At 66.3% G+C, this 22,804-nt stretch carries 25 protein-coding genes; 14 read left to right on the top strand and 11 right to left on the bottom strand.

Translation table 11 applies throughout. The features are described from left to right. Positions 1-7: 7 nt before the first annotated feature. Entirely contained in the window at positions 8-370 is a 363-nt protein-coding gene (locus HMPREF3014_RS07770) for a YggL 50S ribosome-binding family protein (protein WP_017002533.1), read from the top strand. Positions 371-421: 51 nt separating this feature from the next. On the opposite strand, the gene HMPREF3014_RS07775 is transcribed toward HMPREF3014_RS07770, so the two are convergent. After that, on the bottom strand, positions 422-919 hold the full coding sequence (locus HMPREF3014_RS07775) for a prolyl-tRNA synthetase associated domain-containing protein (RefSeq protein ID WP_003122823.1): 498 nt from the start codon (positions 917-919) through the stop codon (positions 422-424). Positions 920-932: 13 nt separating this feature from the next. Then, positions 933-1,295, bottom strand: a complete 363-nt coding sequence (locus HMPREF3014_RS07780) for a DUF1883 domain-containing protein (RefSeq protein ID WP_003122824.1) — start codon at positions 1,293-1,295, stop codon at positions 933-935. A gap of 37 nt (positions 1,296-1,332) precedes the next feature. On the opposite strand from HMPREF3014_RS07780, the gene HMPREF3014_RS07785 reads away from it, so the two are divergent. The 4 genes from HMPREF3014_RS07785 to HMPREF3014_RS07805 all read left to right on the top strand — a co-directional run bounded on the left by HMPREF3014_RS07785 (position 1,333) and on the right by HMPREF3014_RS07805 (position 5,215). Further along, positions 1,333-2,373: an RNA methyltransferase gene (locus HMPREF3014_RS07785; protein WP_023087574.1), complete on the top strand. Its 1,041-nt coding sequence runs from the start codon at positions 1,333-1,335 to the stop codon at positions 2,371-2,373. A 64-nt stretch (positions 2,374-2,437) separates the two neighbouring features. Further along, positions 2,438-2,665: a DUF2970 domain-containing protein gene (locus tag HMPREF3014_RS07790; RefSeq protein ID WP_003098182.1), complete on the top strand. Its 228-nt coding sequence runs from the start codon at positions 2,438-2,440 to the stop codon at positions 2,663-2,665. A 410-nt stretch (positions 2,666-3,075) separates the two neighbouring features. Further along, the gene (locus HMPREF3014_RS07800) at positions 3,076-4,734 is read left to right on the top strand and encodes a nitrite/sulfite reductase (RefSeq protein WP_003098180.1); all 1,659 of its coding nucleotides are present in this window, start codon (positions 3,076-3,078) and stop codon (positions 4,732-4,734) included. Further along, entirely contained in the window at positions 4,718-5,215 is a 498-nt protein-coding gene (locus tag HMPREF3014_RS07805; protein WP_017002532.1) for a DUF934 domain-containing protein, read from the top strand. The genes HMPREF3014_RS07800 and HMPREF3014_RS07805 overlap by 17 nt, the downstream gene beginning before the upstream one ends. A 64-nt stretch (positions 5,216-5,279) precedes the next feature. Here HMPREF3014_RS07805 and HMPREF3014_RS07810 read toward each other — a convergent pair whose 3' ends face one another. Beyond that, entirely contained in the window at positions 5,280-5,861 is a 582-nt protein-coding gene (locus HMPREF3014_RS07810; RefSeq protein ID WP_003098179.1) for a TetR/AcrR family transcriptional regulator, read from the bottom strand. Between the two features lie 122 nt (positions 5,862-5,983). Between HMPREF3014_RS07810 and HMPREF3014_RS07815 the strand changes: the two genes are divergently transcribed. Together HMPREF3014_RS07815 and HMPREF3014_RS07820 are read left to right on the top strand one after the other, a co-directional pair. Beyond that, positions 5,984-6,421, top strand: a complete 438-nt coding sequence (locus tag HMPREF3014_RS07815) for a hotdog fold domain-containing protein (RefSeq protein ID WP_003098177.1) — start codon at positions 5,984-5,986, stop codon at positions 6,419-6,421. A 94-nt stretch (positions 6,422-6,515) separates the two neighbouring features. Continuing rightward, on the top strand, positions 6,516-7,391 hold the full coding sequence (locus HMPREF3014_RS07820; protein WP_003117684.1) for an alpha/beta hydrolase family protein: 876 nt from the start codon (positions 6,516-6,518) through the stop codon (positions 7,389-7,391). On the opposite strand, the gene HMPREF3014_RS07825 is transcribed toward HMPREF3014_RS07820, so the two are convergent. Together HMPREF3014_RS07825 and sohB are read right to left on the bottom strand one after the other, a co-directional pair. Continuing rightward, a complete protein-coding gene (locus tag HMPREF3014_RS07825; RefSeq protein ID WP_003087998.1) occupies positions 7,378-8,370 on the bottom strand; it encodes a YhdH/YhfP family quinone oxidoreductase in 993 nt (330 codons plus the stop codon). The genes HMPREF3014_RS07820 and HMPREF3014_RS07825 overlap by 14 nt on opposite strands. A 58-nt stretch (positions 8,371-8,428) precedes the next feature. Further along, the gene (sohB, locus tag HMPREF3014_RS07830) at positions 8,429-9,454 is read right to left on the bottom strand and encodes a protease SohB (protein ID WP_003098174.1); all 1,026 of its coding nucleotides are present in this window, start codon (positions 9,452-9,454) and stop codon (positions 8,429-8,431) included. 233 nt (positions 9,455-9,687) lie between these two features. Here sohB and HMPREF3014_RS07835 point away from each other — a divergent pair, with 233 nt between their 5' ends. From HMPREF3014_RS07835 to HMPREF3014_RS07850, 4 genes are all read left to right on the top strand, one after another. Next, positions 9,688-10,398, top strand: coding sequence for a histidine phosphatase family protein (locus HMPREF3014_RS07835; RefSeq protein WP_003098172.1), 711 nt, complete (start codon positions 9,688-9,690; stop codon positions 10,396-10,398). Between the two features lie 60 nt (positions 10,399-10,458). Next, the gene (locus HMPREF3014_RS07840) at positions 10,459-10,773 is read left to right on the top strand and encodes an SCP2 sterol-binding domain-containing protein (protein ID WP_003087993.1); all 315 of its coding nucleotides are present in this window, start codon (positions 10,459-10,461) and stop codon (positions 10,771-10,773) included. A gap of 257 nt (positions 10,774-11,030) precedes the next feature. Continuing rightward, positions 11,031-12,101 (top strand): phosphotransferase family protein, encoded by a 1,071-nt coding sequence (locus HMPREF3014_RS07845; protein ID WP_003098170.1) that lies wholly within the window; start codon positions 11,031-11,033, stop codon positions 12,099-12,101. Between the two features lie 24 nt (positions 12,102-12,125). Next, positions 12,126-12,893: an SDR family oxidoreductase gene (locus HMPREF3014_RS07850; RefSeq protein WP_003087987.1), complete on the top strand. Its 768-nt coding sequence runs from the start codon at positions 12,126-12,128 to the stop codon at positions 12,891-12,893. A 160-nt stretch (positions 12,894-13,053) separates the two neighbouring features. On the opposite strand, the gene HMPREF3014_RS07855 is transcribed toward HMPREF3014_RS07850, so the two are convergent. Continuing rightward, complete coding sequence (locus HMPREF3014_RS07855; protein WP_003113599.1) at positions 13,054-13,815, bottom strand: SDR family NAD(P)-dependent oxidoreductase; 762 nt, start codon at positions 13,813-13,815, stop codon at positions 13,054-13,056. Between the two features lie 131 nt (positions 13,816-13,946). Between HMPREF3014_RS07855 and HMPREF3014_RS07860 the strand changes: the two genes are divergently transcribed. Then, complete coding sequence (locus HMPREF3014_RS07860) at positions 13,947-14,852, top strand: LysR family transcriptional regulator (RefSeq protein WP_003098166.1); 906 nt, start codon at positions 13,947-13,949, stop codon at positions 14,850-14,852. Here HMPREF3014_RS07860 and HMPREF3014_RS07865 read toward each other — a convergent pair. Next, a complete protein-coding gene (locus HMPREF3014_RS07865; RefSeq protein WP_003087981.1) occupies positions 14,849-15,493 on the bottom strand; it encodes a hypothetical protein in 645 nt (214 codons plus the stop codon). The genes HMPREF3014_RS07860 and HMPREF3014_RS07865 overlap by 4 nt on opposite strands. A 100-nt stretch (positions 15,494-15,593) precedes the next feature. Here HMPREF3014_RS07865 and HMPREF3014_RS07870 point away from each other — a divergent pair, with 100 nt between their 5' ends. Continuing rightward, positions 15,594-16,373: a TSUP family transporter gene (locus HMPREF3014_RS07870; protein WP_009876259.1), complete on the top strand. Its 780-nt coding sequence runs from the start codon at positions 15,594-15,596 to the stop codon at positions 16,371-16,373. On the opposite strand, the gene nudC is transcribed toward HMPREF3014_RS07870, so the two are convergent. From nudC to HMPREF3014_RS07885, 3 genes are read right to left on the bottom strand one after another with little or no spacing between them, the layout of a single operon-like run. Then, positions 16,341-17,177, bottom strand: coding sequence for an NAD(+) diphosphatase (nudC, locus tag HMPREF3014_RS07875; RefSeq protein ID WP_003132805.1), 837 nt, complete (start codon positions 17,175-17,177; stop codon positions 16,341-16,343). The two genes, HMPREF3014_RS07870 and nudC, sit on opposite strands and share 33 nt — an antisense overlap. Continuing rightward, positions 17,177-18,865, bottom strand: a complete 1,689-nt coding sequence (gene fimL, locus HMPREF3014_RS07880; protein ID WP_003098159.1) for a type IV pilus/biofilm regulator FimL — start codon at positions 18,863-18,865, stop codon at positions 17,177-17,179. The genes nudC and fimL overlap by 1 nt, the downstream gene beginning before the upstream one ends. Positions 18,866-18,904: 39 nt before the next feature. After that, positions 18,905-19,717, bottom strand: a complete 813-nt coding sequence (locus HMPREF3014_RS07885) for a crotonase/enoyl-CoA hydratase family protein (protein WP_003087972.1) — start codon at positions 19,715-19,717, stop codon at positions 18,905-18,907. Positions 19,718-19,940: 223 nt separating this feature from the next. Between HMPREF3014_RS07885 and nhaB the strand changes: the two genes are divergently transcribed. Then, complete coding sequence (gene nhaB, locus HMPREF3014_RS07890) at positions 19,941-21,443, top strand: sodium/proton antiporter NhaB (protein WP_003113594.1); 1,503 nt, start codon at positions 19,941-19,943, stop codon at positions 21,441-21,443. On the opposite strand, the gene HMPREF3014_RS07895 is transcribed toward nhaB, so the two are convergent. Beyond that, on the bottom strand, positions 21,427-22,782 hold the full coding sequence (locus HMPREF3014_RS07895) for an amino acid permease (RefSeq protein WP_003117687.1): 1,356 nt from the start codon (positions 22,780-22,782) through the stop codon (positions 21,427-21,429). The two genes, nhaB and HMPREF3014_RS07895, sit on opposite strands and share 17 nt — an antisense overlap. Between the last annotated feature and the right edge of the window lie 22 nt (positions 22,783-22,804).

Genomic DNA, 22,804 nt, shown 5'->3' on the forward strand with positions numbered 1-22,804 from the left:
GGCGACGATGAAATTCCTCACTCCCGAGCAGATGGAAAAGCCGCGCAAGCGCCGCCTGCGCAAGAAACTGCGCCTGGGCGAGTTCCAGGAGTTCGGCTTCAGCTTCGAACTGACCTACGACCGCAACGCCCTCTCCCACGACGATGCGCTGGACCATCTGATCGACTTCGTCGAGGCCCAGGGCTGGGTGTTCGGCGGTGGCGGCTCGCCGGAACAGGCGGAGATCAGCGGCTACCTGTGCCTGGCGCGGGTCGGCAGCCTGGACGAGGCGGACCGGGAAAGCGCCCGCCTGTGGCTGGAAGCCCAACTCTGGTGCAAGACCTTCGAGGTCGGCCCGTTGAGCGACTGCTGGCACAACTTCTTCGAGTGAAACCGGCGCCGGCATGACCTGGCCTGGCGCCGGCAGGCGCGAAGCTGCGACCTACACCCGGATCAGGCGCGGTTCATGCCCCGTGTGGGCGAGGAAAGCCAGCAGGTCTGCGTAGCGGATGCACTCGGTGGCGGTATTCACCAACGGGTGGAAACCGAGCAACTGGTCCTGGCGGATGGCATCGTCGAGCAACACCTCGACCCTGTGCTGCGGATCGTTGACCAGCGCGAAAGGCGTCACGCAGCCCAGTTCAACGCCGAGGTATTCACGCAGGCGCTCGACCGAGGCGAACGACAGGCGGCTTTCGCCGATCTGTTCGGCGATGCCCGGCAGGTCGGCCTCCTTGCGCTCGTCGAGCAGCACCAGGTAGTGGCGAGTACCCTTGCGGTTGCGCAGGAACAGGTTCTTGATGCCCTGGTCGGGCAATTCGATGCCCTGCGCGTAATATTCCTCGATGGAGGCGATCGCGGGATGCTCGACCCGCTGGCTGTCGATGGCCAGCTCGCGGAGCAACGCCAGAAGCGCCTGCTCGTCCATTTTCGCACTCATGGGACGCGCGCCCTCAGGTGAACTGCGAACCGGAACGGCGCACGAACTTGATCGACCACTTGAAGTTCGGCTTGCGCGTCACGCTGATCGGGCGCCGGGTCACGGTATCGATGGTGATGTTCCAGAACCCGGTGCTGGGCACCTTGATCTTCGCCGGGAAGCGGTCGAAGGCGCCGCCATGGTAGCTATGCCGCCCGCCATTCTTGAAACTGCGGAAATTGGCGTCGTTCATCAGGCGGATATTGCATTGCTGCGAGCACTCGATGACCACGATGTCGTCTTCGTTGAGGTGTTCGCGCTGGTGGACGAATTTCATGGAACGGTTCCGTTGCTGCGGTGGAGCGGAGCGCAACGATAGCACGTCGGCGCCGGCCATACCGCCTCATGACGGGCAATGGTAGGATGCGCGCCCCATGCGTAGCCAAGACCTCCACCAGCGCCTCGCCGATCTCGGCGCCAAGCCCCTGCATTGCGGGAGGATCGTCCGCGCCTGGCTGCAGGGCCGCGCCCTCGATGCCTGCACCGCCCGCCAGCGGGCCGAGGACTTCCTGCCGCTGGGCGTACGCCATGGTCTGCCCCAGGTAGCAGCGGAACTGGAAGGCATCGCCCGCCTGCACAGCGAGCATCCGGCGAGCGACGGCTCGTCGCGCCTGCTGGTGGAACTGGCCGACCGGCAGATGGTGGAAAGCGTGCTGCTGCCGCGCGGTGGGCTGTGCGTCTCGACCCAGGTCGGCTGCGCGGTCGGCTGCGTGTTCTGCATGACCGGCCGCAGCGGCCTGCTGCGCCAGGTCGGCAGCCTGGAGATGGTCGCCCAGGTGGTCCTGGCGCGCCGTCGGCGAGCGGTGAAGAAAGTGGTGTTCATGGGCATGGGCGAGCCGGCGCACAACCTCGACAACGTCCTCGAAGCCATCGACCTGCTCGGCACCGATGGCGGCATCGGCCACAAGAACCTGGTGTTCTCCACCGTCGGCGATCCCCGCGTGTTCGAGCGCCTGCCCCGGCAACGGGTGAAGCCCGCCCTCGCCCTGTCCCTGCACAGCACCCGCGCCGAACTGCGCCGGCAACTGTTGCCCAAGGCGCCGCCGCTGAGCCCGGAAGAACTGGTGGAAGCCGGCGAGGCCTACGCCCGCCGGGTCGACTATCCGATCCAGTACCAATGGACCCTGCTCGAAGGGATCAACGACAGCCTGGAGGAAATGGACGGCATCCTGCGCCTGCTCAAGGGCCGCTTCGCGGTGATGAACCTGATCCCCTACAACAGCATGGACGGCGACGCCTACCGGCGCCCGAGCGGGGAGCGGATCGTCGAGCTGGTGCGCTACCTGCACAGCCGCGGCGTGCTGACCAAGGTGCGCAACTCGGCCGGCCAGGACATCGACGGCGGCTGCGGGCAACTGCGCACCAGGGCCACGCAGGGCACGGTGGAACGGCGCATCCCCGCCCGCCAGGCCTGAAGCCACCCTCCTCCCGCCAAGGGTCTAGACTCTCAGGGCAGGTATGGAAAAGGGAGGACCACCGATGGGTATCGAGACGGAAGAACCGAACCAGAAGCCGCCGACCTTCTGGCAGATGCTGCATAGCGTGATGGCTGCCGCCTTCGGCGTACAGAGCGGGCGAAACCGCGCCCGCGACTTCACCCACGGCAAGCCCGTGCACTTCATCATGCTGGGCCTGCTCTTCACCCTGGTGTTCGTGCTGTTGCTGGCCGGGATCGTGAAACTGGTGCTGAGCCTCAGCGGCCTGTGACCTCTGCGCCGCCGAGGCGGGCTTTCACTGGTGGCTGACCCAGAACACCGCGGTAGCCACCACCAGCAGGATCAGGACGAAGGCCGCGCGGGCGTCGACCACGCTGTCGCGGTTTTCCTGGGTTTTGCTCGGCTCGCTCATGACTCCCCCTGTTTCTTGTGGGTATCGGGACGAAGACATCGAAAGGCACTCTCCAGTTAAGACCAGCGCCGCCCATCGCTCAAGAAAGGCGCCGTTGCGAAGCGGTTATGCTTGCCTGGCGACTTAGTCTTTTTGGTTCTTACCATATACTCAAACATCACTTTTACGCATAAATATGAACTGGTATCGTGCGCCCACTCCGCGTGGAGCGCGTAGCCGTGCGCGCTGGTTAACGCAGTAAGCCGCATAGCCTGACAGCAGGAATATTCATGTACGTATACGACGAGTACGACCAACGGATCGTCGAGGACCGCGTCAAGCAGTTCCGCGACCAGACCCGCCGTTACCTGGCGGGTGAATTGACCGGTGAGGAGTTCCGCCCGCTGCGCCTGCAGAACGGTCTCTATATCCAGCGCTATGCCCCGATGCTGCGCATCGCCGTTCCCTATGGCCTGCTCTCCTCGCGCCAACTGCGCAAGCTGGCGCAGATCGCCCGCGACTACGACAAGGGCTACGCCCACATCAGCACCCGGCAGAACGTGCAGTTCAACTGGCCGGAGCTGGAAGACGTGCCGGAAATCCTCGCCGAGCTGGCCACCGTGCAGATGCACGCGATTCAGACCAGCGGCAACTGCATCCGCAACACCACCACCGACCAGTTCGCCGGCGTCGCCCGCGACGAGCTGGTGGACCCGCGCCCCTGGTGCGAGATCATCCGCCAATGGTCGACCTTCCACCCCGAGTTCGCCCACCTGCCGCGCAAGTTCAAGATCGCGGTGAACGGCGCGGTGAGCGACCGTGCCGCCATCGAAGTGCACGACATCGGCCTGGAGGCGGTGAAGAACGAGGCCGGCGAGCTCGGCTTCCGCGTCTCGGTCGGCGGCGGCCTGGGCCGAACCCCCATCGTCGGCAGCTTCATCAATGAATTCCTGCCCTGGCAGCACCTGCTCGGCTACCTGGATGCCATCCTGCGCGTCTACAACCGCTATGGCCGGCGCGACAACAAGTACAAGGCGCGGATCAAGATCCTGGTCAAGGCGCTGACCCCGGAAGTCTTCGCCGAGCGCGTCGAGGCCGAATGGGCCAACCTCAAGGACGGACCGAGCACCCTCACCGAGGCGGAAGTCCAGCGCGTCGCCGCGCATTTCGTCGATCCGGCCTACAAGGCCCTCGACGACCTCGACGAGTCCCTCGCCCGGCTCGACGCGGAGCACCCCGGCTTCGCCCGCTGGCGCGCACGCAACACCTTCGCCCACAAGAAGCCCGGCTACGTCGCCGTGACGCTCTCGCTGAAGCCCACCGGCACCGCGCCGGGAGACGTCACCGACAAACAGCTGGAGGCCATCGCCGATCTCGCCGACCGCTACAGCTTCGGCGAGGTGCGCAACAGCCATAACCAGAACATCATTCTCGCCGACGTCGAGCAGGGCGAACTCTTCGCCCTCTGGGGCGAACTGCGCGAACTGGGCTTCGCCACCCCCAACGTCGGCCTGCTGACCGACATCATCTGCTGCCCCGGCGGCGACTTCTGCTCCCTGGCCAACGCCAAGTCGATCCCGATCGCCGAAGCCATCCAGCGCCGCTTCGACAATCTCGACTATCTATTCGACATCGGCGACATCGACCTGAACATCTCCGGTTGCATGAACGCCTGCGGCCATCACCATGTCGGCCACATCGGCATCCTCGGGGTCGACAAGAAAGGCGCGGAGTTCTACCAGGTCTCCCTCGGCGGCAGCTCGGCGCGCGACGCCAGCCTCGGGCAGATCCTCGGCCCGTCCTTCGCCCAGGAGCAGATGGCCGACGTGATCGACAAGATCATCCAGGTCTACGTGGAACGCCGGACCGAGGAAGAACCCTTCATCGACACCTTCCGCCGTATCGGTATCGACCCGTTCAAGGAGCGCGTATATGCAGCGAATCATTAAGGACCGCCAGGTGGTCGACGACCGCTGGCACTTGCTGCCCAAGGACGCGACCCTGGAAAGCGTACCCAACAGCGACGACGTGATCATCCCGCTGGCCCTGTGGCTCGAGCACGGCCCGGCCCTGCGCGGCCGCGACGGCGGCCTGGGGGTCTGGCTGGACGCGGACGAGGAGCCGGAAAGCATCGCCGGCGACCTCGACAGGTTCCAGGTGGTCGCGGTGAACTTCCCCGCCTTTACCGATGGCCGCGGCTTCAGCAGCGCGCGCTTGCTGCGCGAGCGCTACGGCTACAAGGGCGAGATCCGCGCGATCGGCGACGTGCTGCGCGACCAGTTGTTCTTCATGCGCCGCTGCGGCTTCGACGCCTATGCCATCCGTGCCGACCGCAGCCCGGAAGACGCCCTGGCCAGCCTGGACGACTTCAGCGAGGTCTACCAGACCTCGGTGGAGCAGCCGCTACCGCTGTTCCGCCGCCGCGGCTGACCCCCGCCCTGACGGAAGAGCCCCGCAGCCGCGGGGCTTTTTCATTCCCGAGGTCACGGACGCCTCAGGCCGCCCGCACGCTGTCCCACGCCACCTGCGCCAGCAGTTCGCGACAGTCGGCCAACGCCACCCGGGTTCGCCCGGCCAGCCACTGGCGGGCAAGGTCGTGGGCCGGGCCGATCACCACCGAAGCAAAGCAGTCGTCCGGCATCTCGCGGAACAGGCCCTCGGCCCGATATCCCGCCAGCGCCGCATGGATCCGTGCGAAGTGCGCCTGGTTGTCGGCCCGCAGGCGCTCGCCCAGCTCCCCCGCCTCCACCCGCCCGCGGCTGTGCAGGATGAAGCGTGCCCAGTCGGGATTCGCCACGACCCAGTCGATGTAGCTGGTGACCAGCAACCTGACCGTTTCCTCGGCGCTGCGCGCCCTGGCGAAGCCGGCTTCGAGCAACGCCGCGTACTGGCCGATCCCGGCCAGGTACAGTTCGCCATGGATGCGTTCCTTGTTGCCGAAATGGTGGTAGAGGCTACCGATGCTCGCTCCGGAACGGTCGCGGATCATCTCGATGGTGGTGGCGTCTACGCCATGCTCGCTGAAGCAGGCCAGGGCGGCCTGGAGAATCTCGTCTTTGCGGGAAGAACGGCCCATGTCGGTCCTTGTCGTTAATCGTCGAAACGCCGACTAGAATATTTTTCTAGAATAAATTTCTAACCTTCGTATACTGCCCCGGTGCGCACACATCTTCAATCCTGAAACGCCCGGAGTTTTCCATGAGTCAGATGATGCAGATGTACCAGCAGGTCGGCCCGGCCCAGTTCAGCGCCATGATCGGCCAGTTCGCACCCTATTTCGCCAGCATCGCCCCGCAGTTCGTCGAACTGCGTCCCGGCTATGCCGAAGTCACCTTCCCCAAGCGCCGCGAGGTGCTGAACCATATCGGCACGGTGCATGCCATCGCCCTGTGCAATGCCGCCGAACTGGCCGCCGGGACCATGACCGACGCCTCGATTCCCGCCGGCCATCGCTGGATTCCGCGCGGCATGACCGTCGAGTACCTGGCCAAGGCCACTGGCGACGTGCGCGCGGTGGCCGACGGCAGCCAGATCGACTGGCAAGCCACCGGCAACCTGGTGGTGCCGGTGGTCGCCTATGTCGACGACAAGCCGGTATTCCGCGCCGAGATCACCATGTACGTCAGCCAGGCCTGACCGCCAAGGCGCCCCGGCCGTGCTTTCGGCCGGCTGGAGGCGCCCTGGCGGCCAGCTCTATTCTCGAAGCCATGAGCAGACCACGGAGACCGGCATGAACCCTCCGCAACCACGCCTCATCGATAACGGCAACGGCCATCCGCTGGCCAGCCATTGGTACCGGCCTGCCGGGGAGCCGCGCGGCTATCTCCTGATCGTCCCGGCGATGGGAGTGGAACAGCGCTTCTACGCGCCCTTCGCCGCCTGGCTGGCAGAGCGCGGCTACCTGGCCATCACCTTCGACTACCTGGGCATGGGGCAATCGCGCAACGGCTCGCTGCGCGGTCTCGAGGTCGATGTGCTGGGCTGGGCCCGTCATGACTGCAGCGCCATGCTCGCCGCCGCGCTCGCCGAGAGCGGGAGCAAGCCCCTGTACTGGATCGGCCATAGCCTGGGCGGCCAGATCCTGCCCTTCGTCGAAGGGCGCGAGCGTATCGATAGGGTCTTCAGCATCGCCAGCGGCAGTGGCTACTGGAAGGAAAACAGCCCGCGGTTGCGCAACAAGGTCTGGTTGTTCTGGTACCTCGTCGCGCCCCTGCTGACGCCGCTGCTCGGCTATTTTCCCGGGCGCCGCCTGGGCATGGTCGGCGACCTGCCGCGCGGGGTGATCGAACAATGGCGACGCTGGTGCCTGCATCCGCAGTACGCCCTCGCGGATGGCGAGGCCATCCGCCGCGCCTTCTCCGCCGTACGCACGCCCATCGTGTCGCTGTCGTTCACCGACGATGAAATGATGTCCCGACGCAGCATCGAGTCGCTGCTGGGCTTCTACCGCGAAGCGCCGAAAACCGCCTGGCGCATCGCTCCCGAGGAAATCGGCGCCCGCCACATCGGCCATTTCGGCTTCTTCCGGCCGCAGTTCGCCGAATCGCTATGGGCGGGCTACCTGTTGCCGGAGCTGGGCTCCGGCAACGCCCTCAGCCGAGGTTGACCAGCACCCGGCCGACCAGCTTGCCGGCGAGGATCTGGTTGATCGCCCCCGGCAGCTCTTCGAGGGCGATCTCGCGCGCCACCTCTTCGAGGTTGTCGAGCTTCCATTGCAGCGACAGCTTGTCCCACATGGATGCCTTGACCACCAGCGGCAGCTCCACCGAGTCCACCCCGAGCAGGTTGACCCCGCGCAGGATGAACGGCAGCACCGAGGCCTTGAAGCCGGCGCCGGCGGTCAGGCCGCAGCAGGCGACGCTGCCGCCGTACTGCAACGACTTGACCACGTTGAAGAGGATGTCGCCGCCGACGGTGTCCACCGCGCCGGCCCACTGTTCCTTGAGCAACGGCTTGTCGACGCCATCGGCCACGGTGGCGCGATCGAGGATCTGCTTGGCCCCCAGGCGGTTGAGGAACTCGGCCTGCTCCAGCTTGCCGGTGGCGGCCGCCACGGTGTAGCCGAGCTTGGCCAGCAGTTCCACGGCGATACTGCCGACCCCGCCGCTGGCGCCGGTGACCAGCACCGAGCCATGGTCGGGGCGCAGGCCGCTGCGCTCCAGCTTTTCGACGCAGAGCGCCGCGGTCAGGCCGGCGGTGCCGAGGATCATCGCCTCGCGCAGGCTCAGGCCTTGCGGGCGCTTGATCACCCAGGCCGCGGGCACGCGGATGTACTGGCCGAAACCGCCGGCGGTGTTCATGCCCAGGTCGTAGCCGGTGACGATCACCTCGTCGCCGGCCGCGAACTCGGCCACCGAGGACTCGGCGACCACACCGGCGGCATCGATGCCGGGGGTATGCGGGTACTTGCGGGTCACCCCGCGGTTGCCGCTGGCGGACAGCGCATCCTTGTAGTTCAGCGAGGAATACTGCACGCGGATCAGTACGTCGCCCGCCGGCAGGTCGCCGGTATCGCGCTCGACCACCTGCGTTTCGTAAACGCCGTGGGGCGCTTCCGTCACCCACAACGCCTTGAATACAGCCATTTCGACCTCCTCTCGTGAAAACCCTGAAGACAGCGTGTTCGTCCCTGTCGGCGCCGGCCTATTGCCAGAACTTCTGCTGGTTGAGCCGCCCCCACCAGGTCACCAGCACGCGGTCGATAACCACGCTGGCGGCCAGGCCGACGCGTTCCTGCAGGCTCTTGCGCTCGACGAATTGCACCTGGTAGACATCGCGCTCCCTGGCCTGCTCGGCCAGGTACTCGTCGCTGGTCTTGAGTTCGTCCACCAGCAGCTTGCCCAGTGCGGCCTGGCCCAGCCAGACCTCGCCGGTGGCGATCTCGTCCATGTTCAGTTGCGGCCGGTAGTGGGCCACGAAGTTCTTGAACAGTTCGTGGGTCACCTCCAGGTCCTCCTGGAACTTTTCCCGGCCCTTCTCGGTGTTCTCGCCGAATACCGTCAGCGTACGCTTGTATTCGCCGGCGGTAAGCACCTCGAAGTCAATATCGTGCTTCTTCAACAGCCGGTGGACGTTGGGCAACTGCGCCACCACGCCGATCGAGCCGAGGATGGCGAAGGGCGCGGAAAGGATCCGATCGCCGATGCAGGCCATCATGTAGCCGCCGCTGGCCGCCACCTTGTCGACGCACACGGTCAGCGGCACGCCGGCCTGGCGGATGCGCGCCAGTTGCGAGGCCGCCAGGCCGTAGCCATGGACCATGCCACCGCCGCTTTCCAGGCGCAGCACCACCTCGTCGTCCTTGCCCGCCATGCTCAGCACCGCAGTCACTTCGTGGCGCAGTTGCTCGGTAGCCGAGGCCTTGATGTCGCCGTCGAAATCGAGCACGTAGACCCGCGACTTCTGTTCAGGATGTTTCTTCGCCTGCTTCGCCGCCTTGCTCTCCTCCTTGCGCAAGGCCTTGAGGCTGGTCTTGTCGAGGACGCTGTGGCGGACCCGCTCGCGCAGGTCCTTGTAGAAATCGTTGAGCTTCTGCACGTCGAGGTGCCCGCCTGCGCCGCGCCGGCCGCGGCCGCGCAGGGCGACGATCACCACCAGCACCACGATGATCGCCGCCAGCACGGTCACGGTCCTGGCCAGAAAGCCCGCATATTCGGCAATGAACTCCACACAACCCCCTCTCTACTGTTGACGCACCCGTCTACGGGCGACACGATTGCGCAAGCATACCCAGGCCACCGACGGGCGGCCAGCGATGCCACTGCCTGGAGAGCCTTTGCAGGGCGCGCCCGGAGCAGCCGATAAAGGCAGCGAATGACATTCAAACAAGCGTATGTTTTTTCGTTGACAGCCCTGGGTGATCCTCATACCCTCGCGGAACTTTCACCCGCCGAGGTCCGCCCGTGGGCAGCATCTACCTGATTCGACATGGCCAGGCGTCGTTCGGTGCCGACGACTACGACGTGCTGTCGCCGACCGGCATCCGCCAGGCGGAAATCCTCGGCGACCACCTGCTGAACCTCGGCGTCCGTTTCGACCGCGTCCTCAGCGGCGGCTTGCGCCGCCAGCAGCACACCGCCCGCGCCGCCCTCGAACGCCTGGAGTCCTCCGGGCTGGCCACGCCGGAGCTGGAAGTCGATCCGGCGTTCAACGAATTCGAAGCCGACGCGGTGATCCGCGCGCACCTGCCGGACCTGCTCGATGAGCAGCCGGAAGCCTTGCACATCCTTCGCCATGCGGCCGAGCATCGGGCCGAGTTCCAGCGCCTGTTCTCCACCATCATCGCGCGCTGGGTTTCCGGCAACCATGAGAAAGATGGGCTGGAAAGCTGGCAGGAATTCCTCGATAAGGTCCATGACGGTCTTCGTCGTCTGCTGGCGCAGGCCAGCGGCAAGGACAGGGTCGCCGTGTTCACCTCCGGCGGTACCATTACCGCCCTGCTCCAGCTGATCGTCGGCGTTCCGCCGCTCAAGGCCTTCGAGCTGAACTGGCAGATCGTCAATACCTCGCTGACTCGCCTGAAATTCCGCGGCGAGGAAGTGTCCCTGGCTTCCTTCAACAGTCACGTGCACCTGGAACTGTTGAAGGCGCCGGAACTCATCACCTATCGATGAGCCGGCCTACCGCGACCGTTCCGGTCGCCGAAAAAACCCTAGAAGAAAGGAATAGAACCCATGACCACCGTTGCTGACATCGTCTCCACCATGAAAAGCAAGTTCAACGCCAGCGCGGCCGCCGGCCTGGATCTGGTGTTCCAGTTCAACATCGAAGACGGCGACAACCACTACCTGGTCGTCAAGGACGGTACCTGCGAAGTGGTACAGGGCGACGCCGAGAACCCCAACGTCACCCTGATCATGGACAGCGAAACCCTGAAGGGCATCACCAGCGGCGAGACCGACGGCATGCAGGCCTTCATGGCCGGCAAGCTGCGCGCCGAAGGCGACATGATGCTGGCGATGAAGCTGGGCGAACTGTTCCCGGTCTGACCGTTTCCGGCGCCATGCCAGAAGGAAAACCGGAGTCCCTCGCGGCTCCGGTTTTTTTTCGTCCGGCATTCCTCCAGGCCGACGATCAGGGACCGTGATGGAGCGGCAACACGCTTGCCCATAACGCCCGGCGGCGGCTTGTGAGGGCCGGGACAGGGCATTAGATTAGCCAATTATCGCCGGTCACCATCATTGCGCAGCCTGATGCGCGCACCGGCTCCCGCGGCTCCGCCGTGGCACCACGAGAAGGGAACCCCATGTCGCTGACCGACCAATCCACTCGCATCCGCGCCGGCGAAGAACTCGACGCCGCCGTCATCGACCCGTACCTGAAAGCCCATATCCCCGGCCTCGAAGGCACCCCGAAGATCAGCCAGTTCCCCGGTGGCGCGTCCAACCTGACCTACCTGATCGAGTATCCGCGCCAGGAGTTCGTCCTGCGTCGCCCGCCATTCGGCCACAAGGCCAAGTCGGCCCACGACATGGGCCGCGAATACCGCATCCTGAACCAGTTGAACGCAGGCTTCCCCTACTGCCCGAAAGCCTACCTCTACTGCACCGACGAGTCGGTGATCGGCGCCGAGTTCTACGTCATGGAACGGGTCAAGGGCATCATCCTGCGCGCCGAACTGCCGCCTGAGCTGAATCTCGACGAACAACAGACCCGCAGCCTGTGCAAGAGCTTCATCGACAAGTTCGTCGAACTGCACAACGTCGACTACGCCGCCTGCGGACTGGCCGACCTGGGCCGCCCGGACGGCTACGTGCAGCGCCAGATCGCCGGCTGGACCGACCGCTACGAGAAGGCCCTGACCCCCGACGCGCCGCTCTGGGAACCGGTCAAGGCCTGGCTCAAGGACAAGCAGCCGGCCGATCACCACAAGCCGGGCATCGTGCACAACGACTACCGCTTCGACAACGTGATCCTCGACCCGGAAAACCCGATGCAGATCATCGGCGTGCTGGACTGGGAACTGGCCACCCTCGGCGATCCGCTGATGGACCTCGGCAATACCCTCGCCTACTGGGTGGAAGCCGGCGACCCGGCTCCGGTGCAGCTGACCCGCCGCCAGCCCAGCCACCTGCCGGGCATGCTGACCCGCCGGGAGTTCGCCGACTACTACGCCGAGCGGGCCGGGATCCCACCGATCGACAACCTGGACTTCTACTACACCTATGGCCTGTTCCGTCTTGCCGGCATCGTCCAGCAGATCTACTACCGCTACTACCACGGGCAGACCCAGGACAAGCGTTTCGCCCAGTTCGTGCAGATGAACAAGCTGCTGGAGCAGATGAGCCTGCAGGCCATCGAGCGCTCCCGCCTGTAACCGACCACTACAAGGGGATAGCCCATGTCCAAGACCCACCTGTTCGACCTCGACGGCAAGATCGCCTTCGTTTCCGGCGCCAGCCGCGGCATCGGCGAGGCGATAGCCAAGCTGCTGGCCCAGCAAGGCGCCCACGTGATCGTCTCGAGCCGCAAGATCGATGGCTGCCAGGCGGTCGCCGACGCGATCACCGCGGAGGGCGGCAAGGCCACCGCGATCGCCTGCCACATCGGCGAGATGGAGCAGATCCAGAACGTCTTCGCACAGATCCGCGAGCAGTTCGGCCGCCTCGACATCCTGGTCAACAACGCCGCCACCAACCCGCAGTTCTGCAACGTACTGGAAACCGACCTCGGCGCCTTCCAGAAGACCGTCGACGTCAACATCCGCGGCTACTACTTCATGTCCATCGAGGGCGGCAAGCTGATGAAGGAACACGGCGGCGGCAGCATCATCAACGTGGCCTCGATCAACGGCGTATCGCCCGGCGAGTTCCAGGGCATCTACTCGGTGACCAAGGCCGCCGTGATCAGCATGACCAAGGTCTTCGCCAAGGAATGCGCGCAGTTCGGCATCCGCTGCAACGCCCTCCTGCCAGGGTTGACCGACACCAAGTTCGCTTCGGCGCTGGTGAAGAACGACGCGATCCGCAACCTCGCCCTGCAGCGCATCCCGCTCAAGCGCGTGGCCGAGCCGAGCGAAATGGCAGGCGCCGTGCTCTACCTGGCTAGCGAAGCGTCCAGCTACACCACCGGCGTGGCGCTGAACGTCGACGGCGGCTTCCTTTCCTGACGGAACGGCGAACGCGCGAAGAGGGAGCCAGGGCTCCCTCTTTTCATTTCAGGATTGCCAATGCCTCGCACCAGCGCGGGACAGGCGCCCCACGGCTATTCACCTGCGTTCTCGGGTAGCCGGACGAGTACCCCCATAGGTGTTACCCGCCGCCTCCACTTCAGTTGCCGACCCGCCAGCCACCGTTCACCGACACCACCGTTCCGGTGACGAACCCCGCCTCGGGCGAGGCCAGCCAGGCCACCGCCGCGGCGATGTCCTCGACCCGGCCGGTCCTGCCCAGCGGGGTCTCGCCGACGATGGCGGCGACCCGTTGCGGATCGAGGCCGCCGGGAAAGAACCGGGTGTCGGCGATGTAACCCGGCGCCACGCTGTTCACCGTGATCCCGCGCGAACCGAGTTCCCGCGCCAGGGCCACGCCGAAGCCATGTAGGCCGGCCTTGGCTGCCGCATAGCCCAGCGCACCGGGACTGCCGCTACCGGTCTGCGCAGCGATCGATCCGATATGGATGATCCGCCCGCCCTCTTCCGCGAAATGCGGCAACACCGCCAGCGACATGAGGAACGCGCTTTTCAGGTTGCCGTCCAGCAGCGCATCCCATTCCCGCTCGGCCTCAGCCAGCGGAGTGGTGGCGGCGATCTTTCGGGTGAACCCGGCGTTGTTCACCAGCACGTCGAGCCCCTGGAAGGTGTCGCCAACCCAGGCGGCCACCGCCTCGACAGCTTCGCGGCGGGAAAGATCGGCGGCCATCCAGGGCACACCGCCCAACTCGGCGGCAGCGCGTTGCAGGCGCTGGGAATCACGGGCCACCAGGGCGATCCGATAACCCTGTTGCCGAAGGCGCCGGGCGATGGCCAGGCCGATGCCCGACGAGCCGCCGGTGACCAGGGCGGTACGGGGGATTGGAGAATGAGTGTGCATGACGGGCTTCCTCTGTAATGGATGGAACGCCTCGTCTGGCCAGAGCGAGCGTACGGATGGATTCTCGACGGATTCGCCGCGATATATCCAATACTGTCTTTCTTAACTCACCATATCCGGGAGATATCGCAATGGCCGACTTGCGCCAGTTCCGCCAGTTCGTCGCGGTTGCCGAGGAGCTGAGCTTCCGCCGCGCCGCTGAGCGCCTGCACATGGCCCAGCCACCGCTGACCACCGCGATCCGGCGGCTGGAAGAAGAAGTCGGCGCCAGCCTGCTGGAGCGTGACAACCGTATCCACCGCCTGACGCCGGCGGGCCGCGCGTTCCTCGACGAAGCCCGGCGCACCCTGGCCCAGGCCGAACGCACCCTGGCGGCCGCGCGCAGCGCCGCCAGCGGACGCAGAACGTTGCGCCTGGCGTTCGTCGACAGCACCATCAACATTCTGCTACCGCGCATACTCCAGGCATTCCGCCAACAGCATGGCGCGCTGGACTTCCAGCTCCAGGAAGACACCACCGCGGGGCAACTGGAGGCATTGCGCGAAGACCGCATCGATGCCGGCCTGATCGTCCTGCCGGTCGACCGCCAGCCCGGCCTGTACACGCATCTACTGGTGGACGGCGACATGCGCGTGGCATTGCCCGAAGGGCATCGGCTGGCACGCCATGCGCGCCTGCGCCTGGAACAACTGGCCGGAGAACCCTGGCTGCTGTTCCCACGGCACTATGGGCCAGGCATGCACGACCTGATCGTCGCCGCCTGCGCGGCAGCCGGCTTCGTCCCGGAGGTGGTGCAGGAGGCGCGGCAGATGCAGACCATCGCCGGGCTGGTGGCCGGCGGCATCGGCGTCGCGCTAGTGCCTTCGCTGCTACAACCGTTGCGCCCGCCGGGAGTCACCTTTCGTCCCCTGCAAGGGCGGCGGGCGCGAATTCCCTATCGGCTGGCGCTGGCCTACCGCACGCCGTCGGAACTCATCGAACGCTTTCGCGAAACCGCCCAGGCGATCGCCGCCGCCCCGGCTTTTCGCATGGCCTAGCGCCAGTCCCTGAGCGCCTCCTCGGCCGCCAGGTTCATCGGCTCGGCAAGCAGCCCGGCGACGCCGTAGTTCACCGCGAACACCGCCTTGTCCGCCATCGGCAGGAAAGTCACCCGCCCCGCCAGCGGCTCGAACAGGAACAGGTCGTGCTCGCCGGCCCGCAGCCAGCGCCAGAGATCGACACCCAGCGGACTCTGCGACAAGCCCAGGCGGCGGCCCCGGGACTGCTGTTCGAGGGCCAGGAAGCGGCCGCTGAGCGCGTCGAGGCGATAGCCCGGCGCCAGACCGATCAACGCGGCCAGCCCCTTCCAACGGAAAATCCGCGCGTCCAGTTGCCAGAGTTCGCCGTCCAGCACCACGCTGCGCTCGTTGGCGCCCTCCTGGATCAGCACCCGGTAGCGCTGCGGCCCTTCGGCCTGGAAGCTCAGGGTGGCCATCGGCTGCTCGGGCTTGAGCAGCGAGTAGCTGCGCAGGTCCCAGGCGAGCACCAGCAGCAGCGCCGCCACGGCGACGAAGGCCAAGCCGCAGGTACCGCGCAGCCAGCCGAGGAACCAGGTGCGTTCGAAGAGGATGCGCACCGCGACCAGGGCGGCCAGCAAGGCCAGTAACGCGAATGCCCAGGCCAGACCGTCGTACTGCATGCAAGCGATTCCTTCTGCGTGAAATTGCGGGCATTATGCGCACCCCTCCTCCCGACGGCCAGCGAGGCCGTTTCCCGATTGGAAGCAGGTCCGGTTTTTCATGCCCTTCGAACTCGCGATAGACCCCAGCACCCTGATCATCCTGGCCGTGGTGGCCTTTCTCGCCGGCTTCATCGACGCCATCGCCGGCGGCGGCGGCCTGTTGACCATCCCTGCGCTGCTCACCGCCGGGGTCCCGCCGCACCTGGCGCTGGGTACCAACAAGCTAAGCTCGACCTTCGGTGCGGCGACCGCCAGCTACACCTTCTACCGGCGCAAGCTGTTCCATCCCGGGAAGTGGCGCAACGCTCTGCTCGCCACCGCGATCGGCGCCGCCATAGGCGCCTGGGCGGCTCACCTGCTGCCCGCCGAGTGGCTGAACCGGATGCTCCCGGTGGTGGTATTCACCTGCGGCCTCTACATGCTCTTCGGCGGCACGCCGAAGGCGCCGCTGGACGCCGATGCGCCGGTCGGACGCAAGCGCCAGTGGCCGCAGGGCCTCGTCCTGGGCTTCTACGACGGCGTGGCGGGACCGGGCACCGGAGCGTTCTGGACCGTCAGCTCGCTGCTCATGTACCCGCTGGACCTGGTCCGCGCCAGCGGTGTGGCGCGGAGCATGAACTTCGTCAGCAACATAGTGGCGCTGGCGGTGTTCGTCGCCTCCGGCCAGGTGATCTGGTTGCTCGGCCTGTGCATGGGTGCGTCGCTGATGGTCGGCGCCTATTTCGGCGCGCGCACCGCCATCGGCGGCGGGGCGAAGTTCATTCGCCCGGTGTTCATCCTGGTGGTCCTGGCGCTGACCGCGCGGCTAGCCTGGCAGCACTGGTTCAGCGGCGCCTGAGCGGCGCGCCAGGTACAGGTCGATCAGGTGCCGGGCGATCGAGCGCTGCGCCGGTAGCGGCGGCAAGGCATCGAGGGAGAACCACTGGGCGTCCTCGATCTCGTCTTCCTGCGGGACGATCTCGCCGGACACGTACTCGGCGTGGAAACCGAGCATCAGCGAATGCGGGAACGGCCAGTTCTGGCTGCCGATGTATTCGAGATTGGCGACCTCCACCCCGACCTCTTCGCGCACCTCGCGGACCACGCACTGCTCCACCGACTCGCCGGCCTCGACGAAGCCGGCCAGGGTACTGTAGACCCCCGGCACGAAGCGCGGCGAACGCGCCAGCAACACCTCGTCGCCCCGGGTCACCAGGACGATCATGCTCGGCGACAGGCGCGGGTACTGGTGCAGCCCGCACTGCGGACACTGCATCACCCGCTCGTGGTCCTGCGCCTGCATGCGTGTGCCGCAGTTGCCGCAGAACCGGTTGTGACGTGCCCAGATGCCGATCTGGCTGGCATAGCCGAGCATGCAGAACTGATCGAAATCGCCGTGCAGCATGAACTGCCGCAACGGCGCCCAGGCCATGCCCGGCAGCTCGATCGGCTCGTCCAGTTCCAGCACGTAGACCGGCTCGCCCTGCCAATGGCCGACCCCATGCTCGGCGAGCAGCGGGAGTTCCTGGCGCTTCAGCCATTCGCGGGGGAACAACAGGCCGTTGTCGTCCTGGAGGAAGCGCTGCTGACAGTGCGCGAGCACCCAGCCGCCGACCTGGGCGGTAGCCGGCCGACCTGCCTGCCAGCGGGACTCGCCGGCCATCAGGCGGCCACCGGCAGTCCGAGCGCCTTGACGCTGGCGCTGGCCAGGTCGAGGACGTCCGGCTGGCCCTGCGGACGCAGCACGGCACCGCCCTCGAGATAGTATTCGAGACTGGTCAGGGCGTCGGCGAGGGTTTCCAGCATCTGCTCCGAAGGCATCTGCGCGGTCTCGATCATGCGCTGCTGGATGTAGTCGGCGCAGCCGCCGACCAGCAGCGCGGCGCGCTCCTGACCGAGGAACCAGAGACCGCCCCGGACCGCCTGCAGGCTGGCCGGGACGTTGGCCAGGTTGAGCTTGTCGCCATTGGATTCCAGGTACGCGGTGATCGCACGCTTGGCCAGGGCCAGGCCGGCCTTGGCCTCCTCGATCACCACGATGCGCGCCTCGGCCAACTGGTGCACGGCGAACGCATCGGCTTCCTGCCCGGGCTCCGCCGGAGTCGGCCGGATGATGCGGCGCTCGCCGCGCTCGAGGTTGCCGACCATGCTTTCCACGTAGAGCACCGCATCGGCCAGGCGCAGCAACGCCGGCGGCGAATCGGCGACGCCGCTGGCAGCCCAGGCGGCCACGGTGGGTAGCTGGGTCTGCAGGGCGGTGCCGGCCGAGTTCAGGCCGACCATGCCGAGGGTCTTGCTCAGCTTGCCCAGTTGCGCATGCAGGTTGGTCAGGCTATCCGGCTGGGCCACGCCGCGCTCGATCAGGTCGAGCATGTCCTTGACCCCGGCGAGTTCCTCGCGGATCGCCGTGGACAGCGAACGCATCACCGACTGGCCGGGGCCGGACAGGCGCTGCGATTCCTCTTCCAGCAGGTGGTCGGTGAACGGCAGCGGCGCCAGCCCATGCAGTTCGCGGACCTCGCGCGAACGCGGGCCCTGGCCGTCGGACAGCGCCACCAGGTAAAGCAGTTCCTTGAGCAGATGGCGCGGCGCCTCGTAGGCCGGGCCGATCAGCAATTGCTTGAGCTCGCGGTCGATGCGCGAGAACAGTTGCTTGCGCGACTTGCGCGGCAACAGTTGGCCATCGACGATCGACTCGATCGCCGCGGCGCCGATCCAGCACAGCCGCGAACGGGCCACCCCGCCGTGCAGACTGTCGAGGCGCGCCAGCGCGCGGCCCATCAGCTTGAGGCTGGGATAAAGGTTCTGTTCGCGGATCAGGCCGAGCAGGCCGATCTGGTACATGTGGCGCATCCGCCGGCTTTCCTCGCCCAGTTCGGCTTCGGAAGGCAGGTGGTCGATGGCAGTGCTCGGCGGCCGCGGGATATCCAGGCGGGCGCTGAAGAAGAAGCTTTCCGGCAGCGCCGGCTGCCCTGCGGCACAGCGCACTTCGTTGATCGCCGGCAAGAGCAGCTCGGGGATCTCCTGGCGATTGGCCTCGACGTTCTCCAGGTAGCGGCGCAGCACGTACAGGGCGTTGCCCAGGGCTGCCAGCTGGCCGTCGCGCTCCTCGCTGACGCCGGTGGGAATGTCGGTCGCCAGCTGCAGGGCTTCCTGGGCCAGCAGCTCGGCGCCGGCCAGCTCGATCAGGTTGAGGGTGCCGCGGATCTGTTGCAGGCATTCGACGGCGTGCTGCAGCAGGCTGCCGTTCTGCCGCTCGGCAATGAACTGCTCAAGACCCTGTTCGGCCTGTTCCATGGTGGCGAACAACTCGTCGCGCACCAGACTGAGGGACGTGGCTCCTGTGACCATCGGTCTAGTGCGCCTCCCGCGCAAGAATATACAACGGCATCAATCAGCGAATTCCGGCTTCTGCTTGGCCATATGCGCGGCCATCGCCACCCGCAGGTCGGCGGACTGGAGCATGGCGGCGTTCCAGGTAGCGACGTACTCGAGGCCGTCGTCGACCCGGTGGTCGCGCATATAGCGGATCATTTCCTTGGTACCACGGATGGCGATCGGCGACTTCGCGGCGATCTGCCGCGCCAGTTCGAAGACCCCATCCATCAATGCGGCCTGGTCCGCGTAGGTACGATTGACCAGGCCGATGCTCCGTGCCTCTTCGCCGTCGACCATGCGCCCGGTGTAGGCCAGCTCGCGCATCATGCCATCGCCGATGATCCGCGGCAGGCGCTGCAGGGTGCCGACGTCGGCGGCCATGCCGATGTCGATCTCCTTGATCGAGAACTGCGCGTCGGCGGTCGAGTAGCGCATGTCGCAGGCCGAGACCAGGTCGATGGCGCCGCCCAGGCAGTAGCCCTGGATCGCCGCGAGCACCGGCTTGCGGCAGTTGTCGACCGCGTTGAACGAGGCCTGCAGCTCGAGAATCTTGCGACGCAGGGCGTCGGCGTTGCGGCCGACGTCCTTGCCCAGTTGGCTGCCGACCTGGGCCAGCAGCATCAGGTCGATCCCCGAGGAAAAATGCTTGCCCGCCCCGGACAGCACGACCACCCGCACTTCGTCTGTATCGTCGACCCAGCGGAAGATCTCGATGATCTCGCGCCAGAAGTCCTGGTTCATGGCATTGATCTTGTCCGGACGGTTGATCTGGACGTGGGCGATCTTGTCTGCCAGCTCCACACGGAATGCGTTGTACTCGGTCACGGCGATAGTCCTCGGCAGAGCAACTGCGCTGTCAGAACGCAGAGATTTTTGTTGTGCGGAAAATCCCGCAACTATAACAAGGGCGAGCCAAATGTCGATGCTGCACTATGTGATGCACGGCACGCCCATTGATACCGCAATCTCTTCGATGATTGCGCTAAACGCTTGATCCAACGAAAGTCCTGCTGGCATTTTCAGTCTTTTCCTTGCCGTGGAGTCCATCGTGAGCAGTCCCCTGAGCCAGGCTTTCGCACAGAACTTCCTCGGGCATTCGCCGCGCTGGTACAAGCTGACGGTGCTCGCCTTCCTCTTGCTCAACCCCCTGCTGCTATGGCTGGCCGGGCCGGTGACAAGCGCCTGGGTGCTGGTCGGCGAGTTCATCTTCACCCTGGCCATGGCGCTGAAATGCTATCCGCTACAGCCGGGTGGCCTGTTAGTGCTGGAGGCGCTGCTGCTTGGCCTGGCTACCCCCGAGGCGCTCTATGCGGAATTGCAGCACAACTTCCCGGTGCTCCTGCTGCTGATGTTCATGGTCGCCGGCATCTACTTCATGAAGGACCTGCTGCTCCTGCTGTTTTCCCGCCTGCTGCTCGGCGTGCGCTCGAAGACCCTGCTATCGCTCCTGTTCTGCCTGCTGGCCGCCCTCCTCTCGGCCTTCCTCGACGCCCTCACCGTGACCGCCGTGGTGATCAGCGTGGCGGTGGCATTCTTTGCCGTGTATCACCGGGTCGCTTCGGGGCAGCGCGCCAGCGAGGACTACGATCCCGCCACCGACCGCCAGGTCCCCGAGCTGCACCGGGCCCATCTCGAGGAATTCCGCGCCTTCCTCCGCAGCCTGCTCATGCACGCGGCGGTCGGCACCGCGCTGGGCGGCGTCTGCACCCTGGTGGGAGAGCCGCAGAACCTGCTGATCGGCCACGAGGCCGGCTGGCATTTCGTCGAGTTCTTCCGCCAGGTCGCGCCGGTATCCATGCCGGTACTGGCGGCCGGCCTGCTGACCTGCGTGCTGCTGGAGAAGAGCCGCCGCTTCGGCTATGGCGCCCAGTTGCCGGCGGCGGTGCGCCAGGTGCTCGCCGAGTACGCCGCCAGCGAAAGCCGCAAACGCGGAGCGCAGCAGAAGGCCGCGCTGCTGGTGCAGGCCCTGGCGGCGCTGGTACTGATCGTCGGGCTGGCCCTGCATGTCGCCGAGGTCGGCCTGATCGGCCTGTTGGTGATCGTGCTGATCACTGCCTTCACCGGCGTCACCGACGAACACCAGATCGGCCGCGCCTTCCAGGAGGCCCTGCCGTTCACTGCGCTGCTGGTGGTGTTCTTCGCGGTGGTCGCGGTGATCCACCAGCAGCACCTGTTCACCCCGATCATCCAGGCGGTGCTGGCGCTGCCGGCGGAACGCCAGCCGGGCATGCTGTTCATCGCCAACGGCCTGCTCTCGGCGATCAGCGACAACGTATTCGTCGCCACCATCTACATCACCGAGGTGAAACAGGCGCTGGATGCCGGCCACATGAGCCGCGAGCATTTCGATACCCTGGCGGTGGCGATCAATACCGGCACCAACCTGCCCAGCGTAGCGACGCCCAACGGCCAGGCGGCGTTCCTCTTCCTGCTGACCTCCTCCATCGCCCCGCTGGTGCGCCTGTCGTACGGCCGCATGGTCTGGATGGCGCTACCCTACACCCTGGTGATGGGCGGCCTGGGCTGGTGGGCGGTCAGTCATTGGCTTTGAGCGTCGGCACTCCGTTGACCTGGTTGCGCCATTGCCGCCAGGTGTACATCGGGATACCGGCCATCAGCACCAGGAAGCCCCAGAAGATCGCCTGCTGGCCGGTGCCATACAGCGCCCATAGCGAGTAGGCGAAGCCCAGCGAGCCGATCACCAGCAATTGCCGGCGTGAACGCGGCGAGAACTCGTCCGGTCGCACCGCCAGCAGTTGCAACAGCGCGGCGGTGCAGAACGCGTAGGGGACCACCCCGGTCATGGTGCCGAGCAGGATGATCACGTTGAACACATCGACCAGGTCGCCATGCCCGTCGACCATCACCAGCGCCGTCACCAGCAGCCCCGAGGCCAGCAGGCCGTGGGCCGGCGCGCCGTTCTTGTTGAGCTGGCCGAGCGACTCCGGGAACAGCCCGTCGCGCGCCGGAGCCACCGGGATCTGGCCCTGCAACAGGACCCAGCCATTGAGCGCGCCCAGGCAGGCGATGACCGCCCCGGCAGCCACCAGGTAGTAGCCCCAGTCGCCCATCAGGATCCGCGCCGCGTCGGCGAACGGCGAGGTGGAGCGGGCCAGCACCTCCGGCGGCATCAGGCCCTGCACCGCAGTGATCGAGAGGATGTAGAGGGCCGCCGCGGCCAGCGTGCCGAACAGGGTCGCACGGGGAATGGTGCGGCGCGGATCCTCGACGTCGTCGGCCGGCACGGTGGCCGACTCCAGGCCGATGAACGACCACAGGGTCAGCGCCGCGGTGGTGGCGATCGCCTGGGCATAGCCCATGTTCGGCAGCTCGCTGCGCGCCGGGATCGCCAGGTGCTCGGGATTGAAGTGGAACCAGCCGAGGATACCGACCAGCAACAACGGCAGCAGCTTGAGGATGGTCAGCAGGTTCTGCACCACGCTGAAGGTGCCGATGCCTCGCAGGTTGATCAGGGTGCACAGCCAGATCGCGGCGATGGCCACGCTGACCATCAGCAGCGGATCCGCCAGCGCCGGGATGAATACCCGCAGGTAGCCGACCAGGGTCACGGCGATCGCCGCGTTGCCGATCCAGGCGGCTTTCCAGTAGGTCCAGGCGCACAGGTAGCCGGCGAAGCTGCCGAAACCGTCGCGGGTATAGGCGTAGGGGCCGCCGGCGCCGGGGTTGACCCGCGCCAGGCGGGCGAAGGTCAGCGCCAGCAGCACCGCGCCGGTGCTCGACACCAGCCAGCCGAACAGGCTGAGCCCGCCGAACGCCGCCAGGCTGGAGGGAAGCAGGAAGACTCCCGAACCGACCATGTTGCCGATCACCAGCGCGCTGCAGGTCCAGAACCCCATGCCGCGCTTGCCGGCCTTCTCTCCCCCCGCCATCGACACCCCTTAGCCTGTCGGC

It is taken from the genome of Pseudomonas sp. HMSC065H01 (assembly GCF_001815235.1).
Taxonomy (GTDB): domain Bacteria; phylum Pseudomonadota; class Gammaproteobacteria; order Pseudomonadales; family Pseudomonadaceae; genus Pseudomonas; species Pseudomonas aeruginosa.

Coding starts and splice junctions, on each gene's coding strand:
- HMPREF3014_RS07770 (WP_017002533.1), top strand. CDS start 8: ATGAAATTCCTCACTCCCGAGCAGATGGAAAAGCCGCGCAAGCGCCGC.
- HMPREF3014_RS07775 (WP_003122823.1), bottom strand. CDS start 919: ATGAGTGCGAAAATGGACGAGCAGGCGCTTCTGGCGTTGCTCCGCGAG.
- HMPREF3014_RS07780 (WP_003122824.1), bottom strand. CDS start 1,295: ATGGCCGGCGCCGACGTGCTATCGTTGCGCTCCGCTCCACCGCAGCAA.
- HMPREF3014_RS07785 (WP_023087574.1), top strand. CDS start 1,333: ATGCGTAGCCAAGACCTCCACCAGCGCCTCGCCGATCTCGGCGCCAAG.
- HMPREF3014_RS07790 (WP_003098182.1), top strand. CDS start 2,438: ATGGGTATCGAGACGGAAGAACCGAACCAGAAGCCGCCGACCTTCTGG.
- HMPREF3014_RS07800 (WP_003098180.1), top strand. CDS start 3,076: ATGTACGTATACGACGAGTACGACCAACGGATCGTCGAGGACCGCGTC.
- HMPREF3014_RS07805 (WP_017002532.1), top strand. CDS start 4,718: ATGCAGCGAATCATTAAGGACCGCCAGGTGGTCGACGACCGCTGGCAC.
- HMPREF3014_RS07810 (WP_003098179.1), bottom strand. CDS start 5,861: ATGGGCCGTTCTTCCCGCAAAGACGAGATTCTCCAGGCCGCCCTGGCC.
- HMPREF3014_RS07815 (WP_003098177.1), top strand. CDS start 5,984: ATGAGTCAGATGATGCAGATGTACCAGCAGGTCGGCCCGGCCCAGTTC.
- HMPREF3014_RS07820 (WP_003117684.1), top strand. CDS start 6,516: ATGAACCCTCCGCAACCACGCCTCATCGATAACGGCAACGGCCATCCG.
- HMPREF3014_RS07825 (WP_003087998.1), bottom strand. CDS start 8,370: ATGGCTGTATTCAAGGCGTTGTGGGTGACGGAAGCGCCCCACGGCGTT.
- HMPREF3014_RS07840 (WP_003087993.1), top strand. CDS start 10,459: ATGACCACCGTTGCTGACATCGTCTCCACCATGAAAAGCAAGTTCAAC.
- HMPREF3014_RS07845 (WP_003098170.1), top strand. CDS start 11,031: ATGTCGCTGACCGACCAATCCACTCGCATCCGCGCCGGCGAAGAACTC.
- HMPREF3014_RS07850 (WP_003087987.1), top strand. CDS start 12,126: ATGTCCAAGACCCACCTGTTCGACCTCGACGGCAAGATCGCCTTCGTT.
- HMPREF3014_RS07855 (WP_003113599.1), bottom strand. CDS start 13,815: ATGCACACTCATTCTCCAATCCCCCGTACCGCCCTGGTCACCGGCGGC.
- HMPREF3014_RS07860 (WP_003098166.1), top strand. CDS start 13,947: ATGGCCGACTTGCGCCAGTTCCGCCAGTTCGTCGCGGTTGCCGAGGAG.
- HMPREF3014_RS07865 (WP_003087981.1), bottom strand. CDS start 15,493: ATGCAGTACGACGGTCTGGCCTGGGCATTCGCGTTACTGGCCTTGCTG.
- HMPREF3014_RS07870 (WP_009876259.1), top strand. CDS start 15,594: ATGCCCTTCGAACTCGCGATAGACCCCAGCACCCTGATCATCCTGGCC.
- nudC (WP_003132805.1), bottom strand. CDS start 17,177: ATGGCCGGCGAGTCCCGCTGGCAGGCAGGTCGGCCGGCTACCGCCCAG.
- fimL (WP_003098159.1), bottom strand. CDS start 18,865: ATGGTCACAGGAGCCACGTCCCTCAGTCTGGTGCGCGACGAGTTGTTC.
- HMPREF3014_RS07895 (WP_003117687.1), bottom strand. CDS start 22,782: ATGGCGGGGGGAGAGAAGGCCGGCAAGCGCGGCATGGGGTTCTGGACC.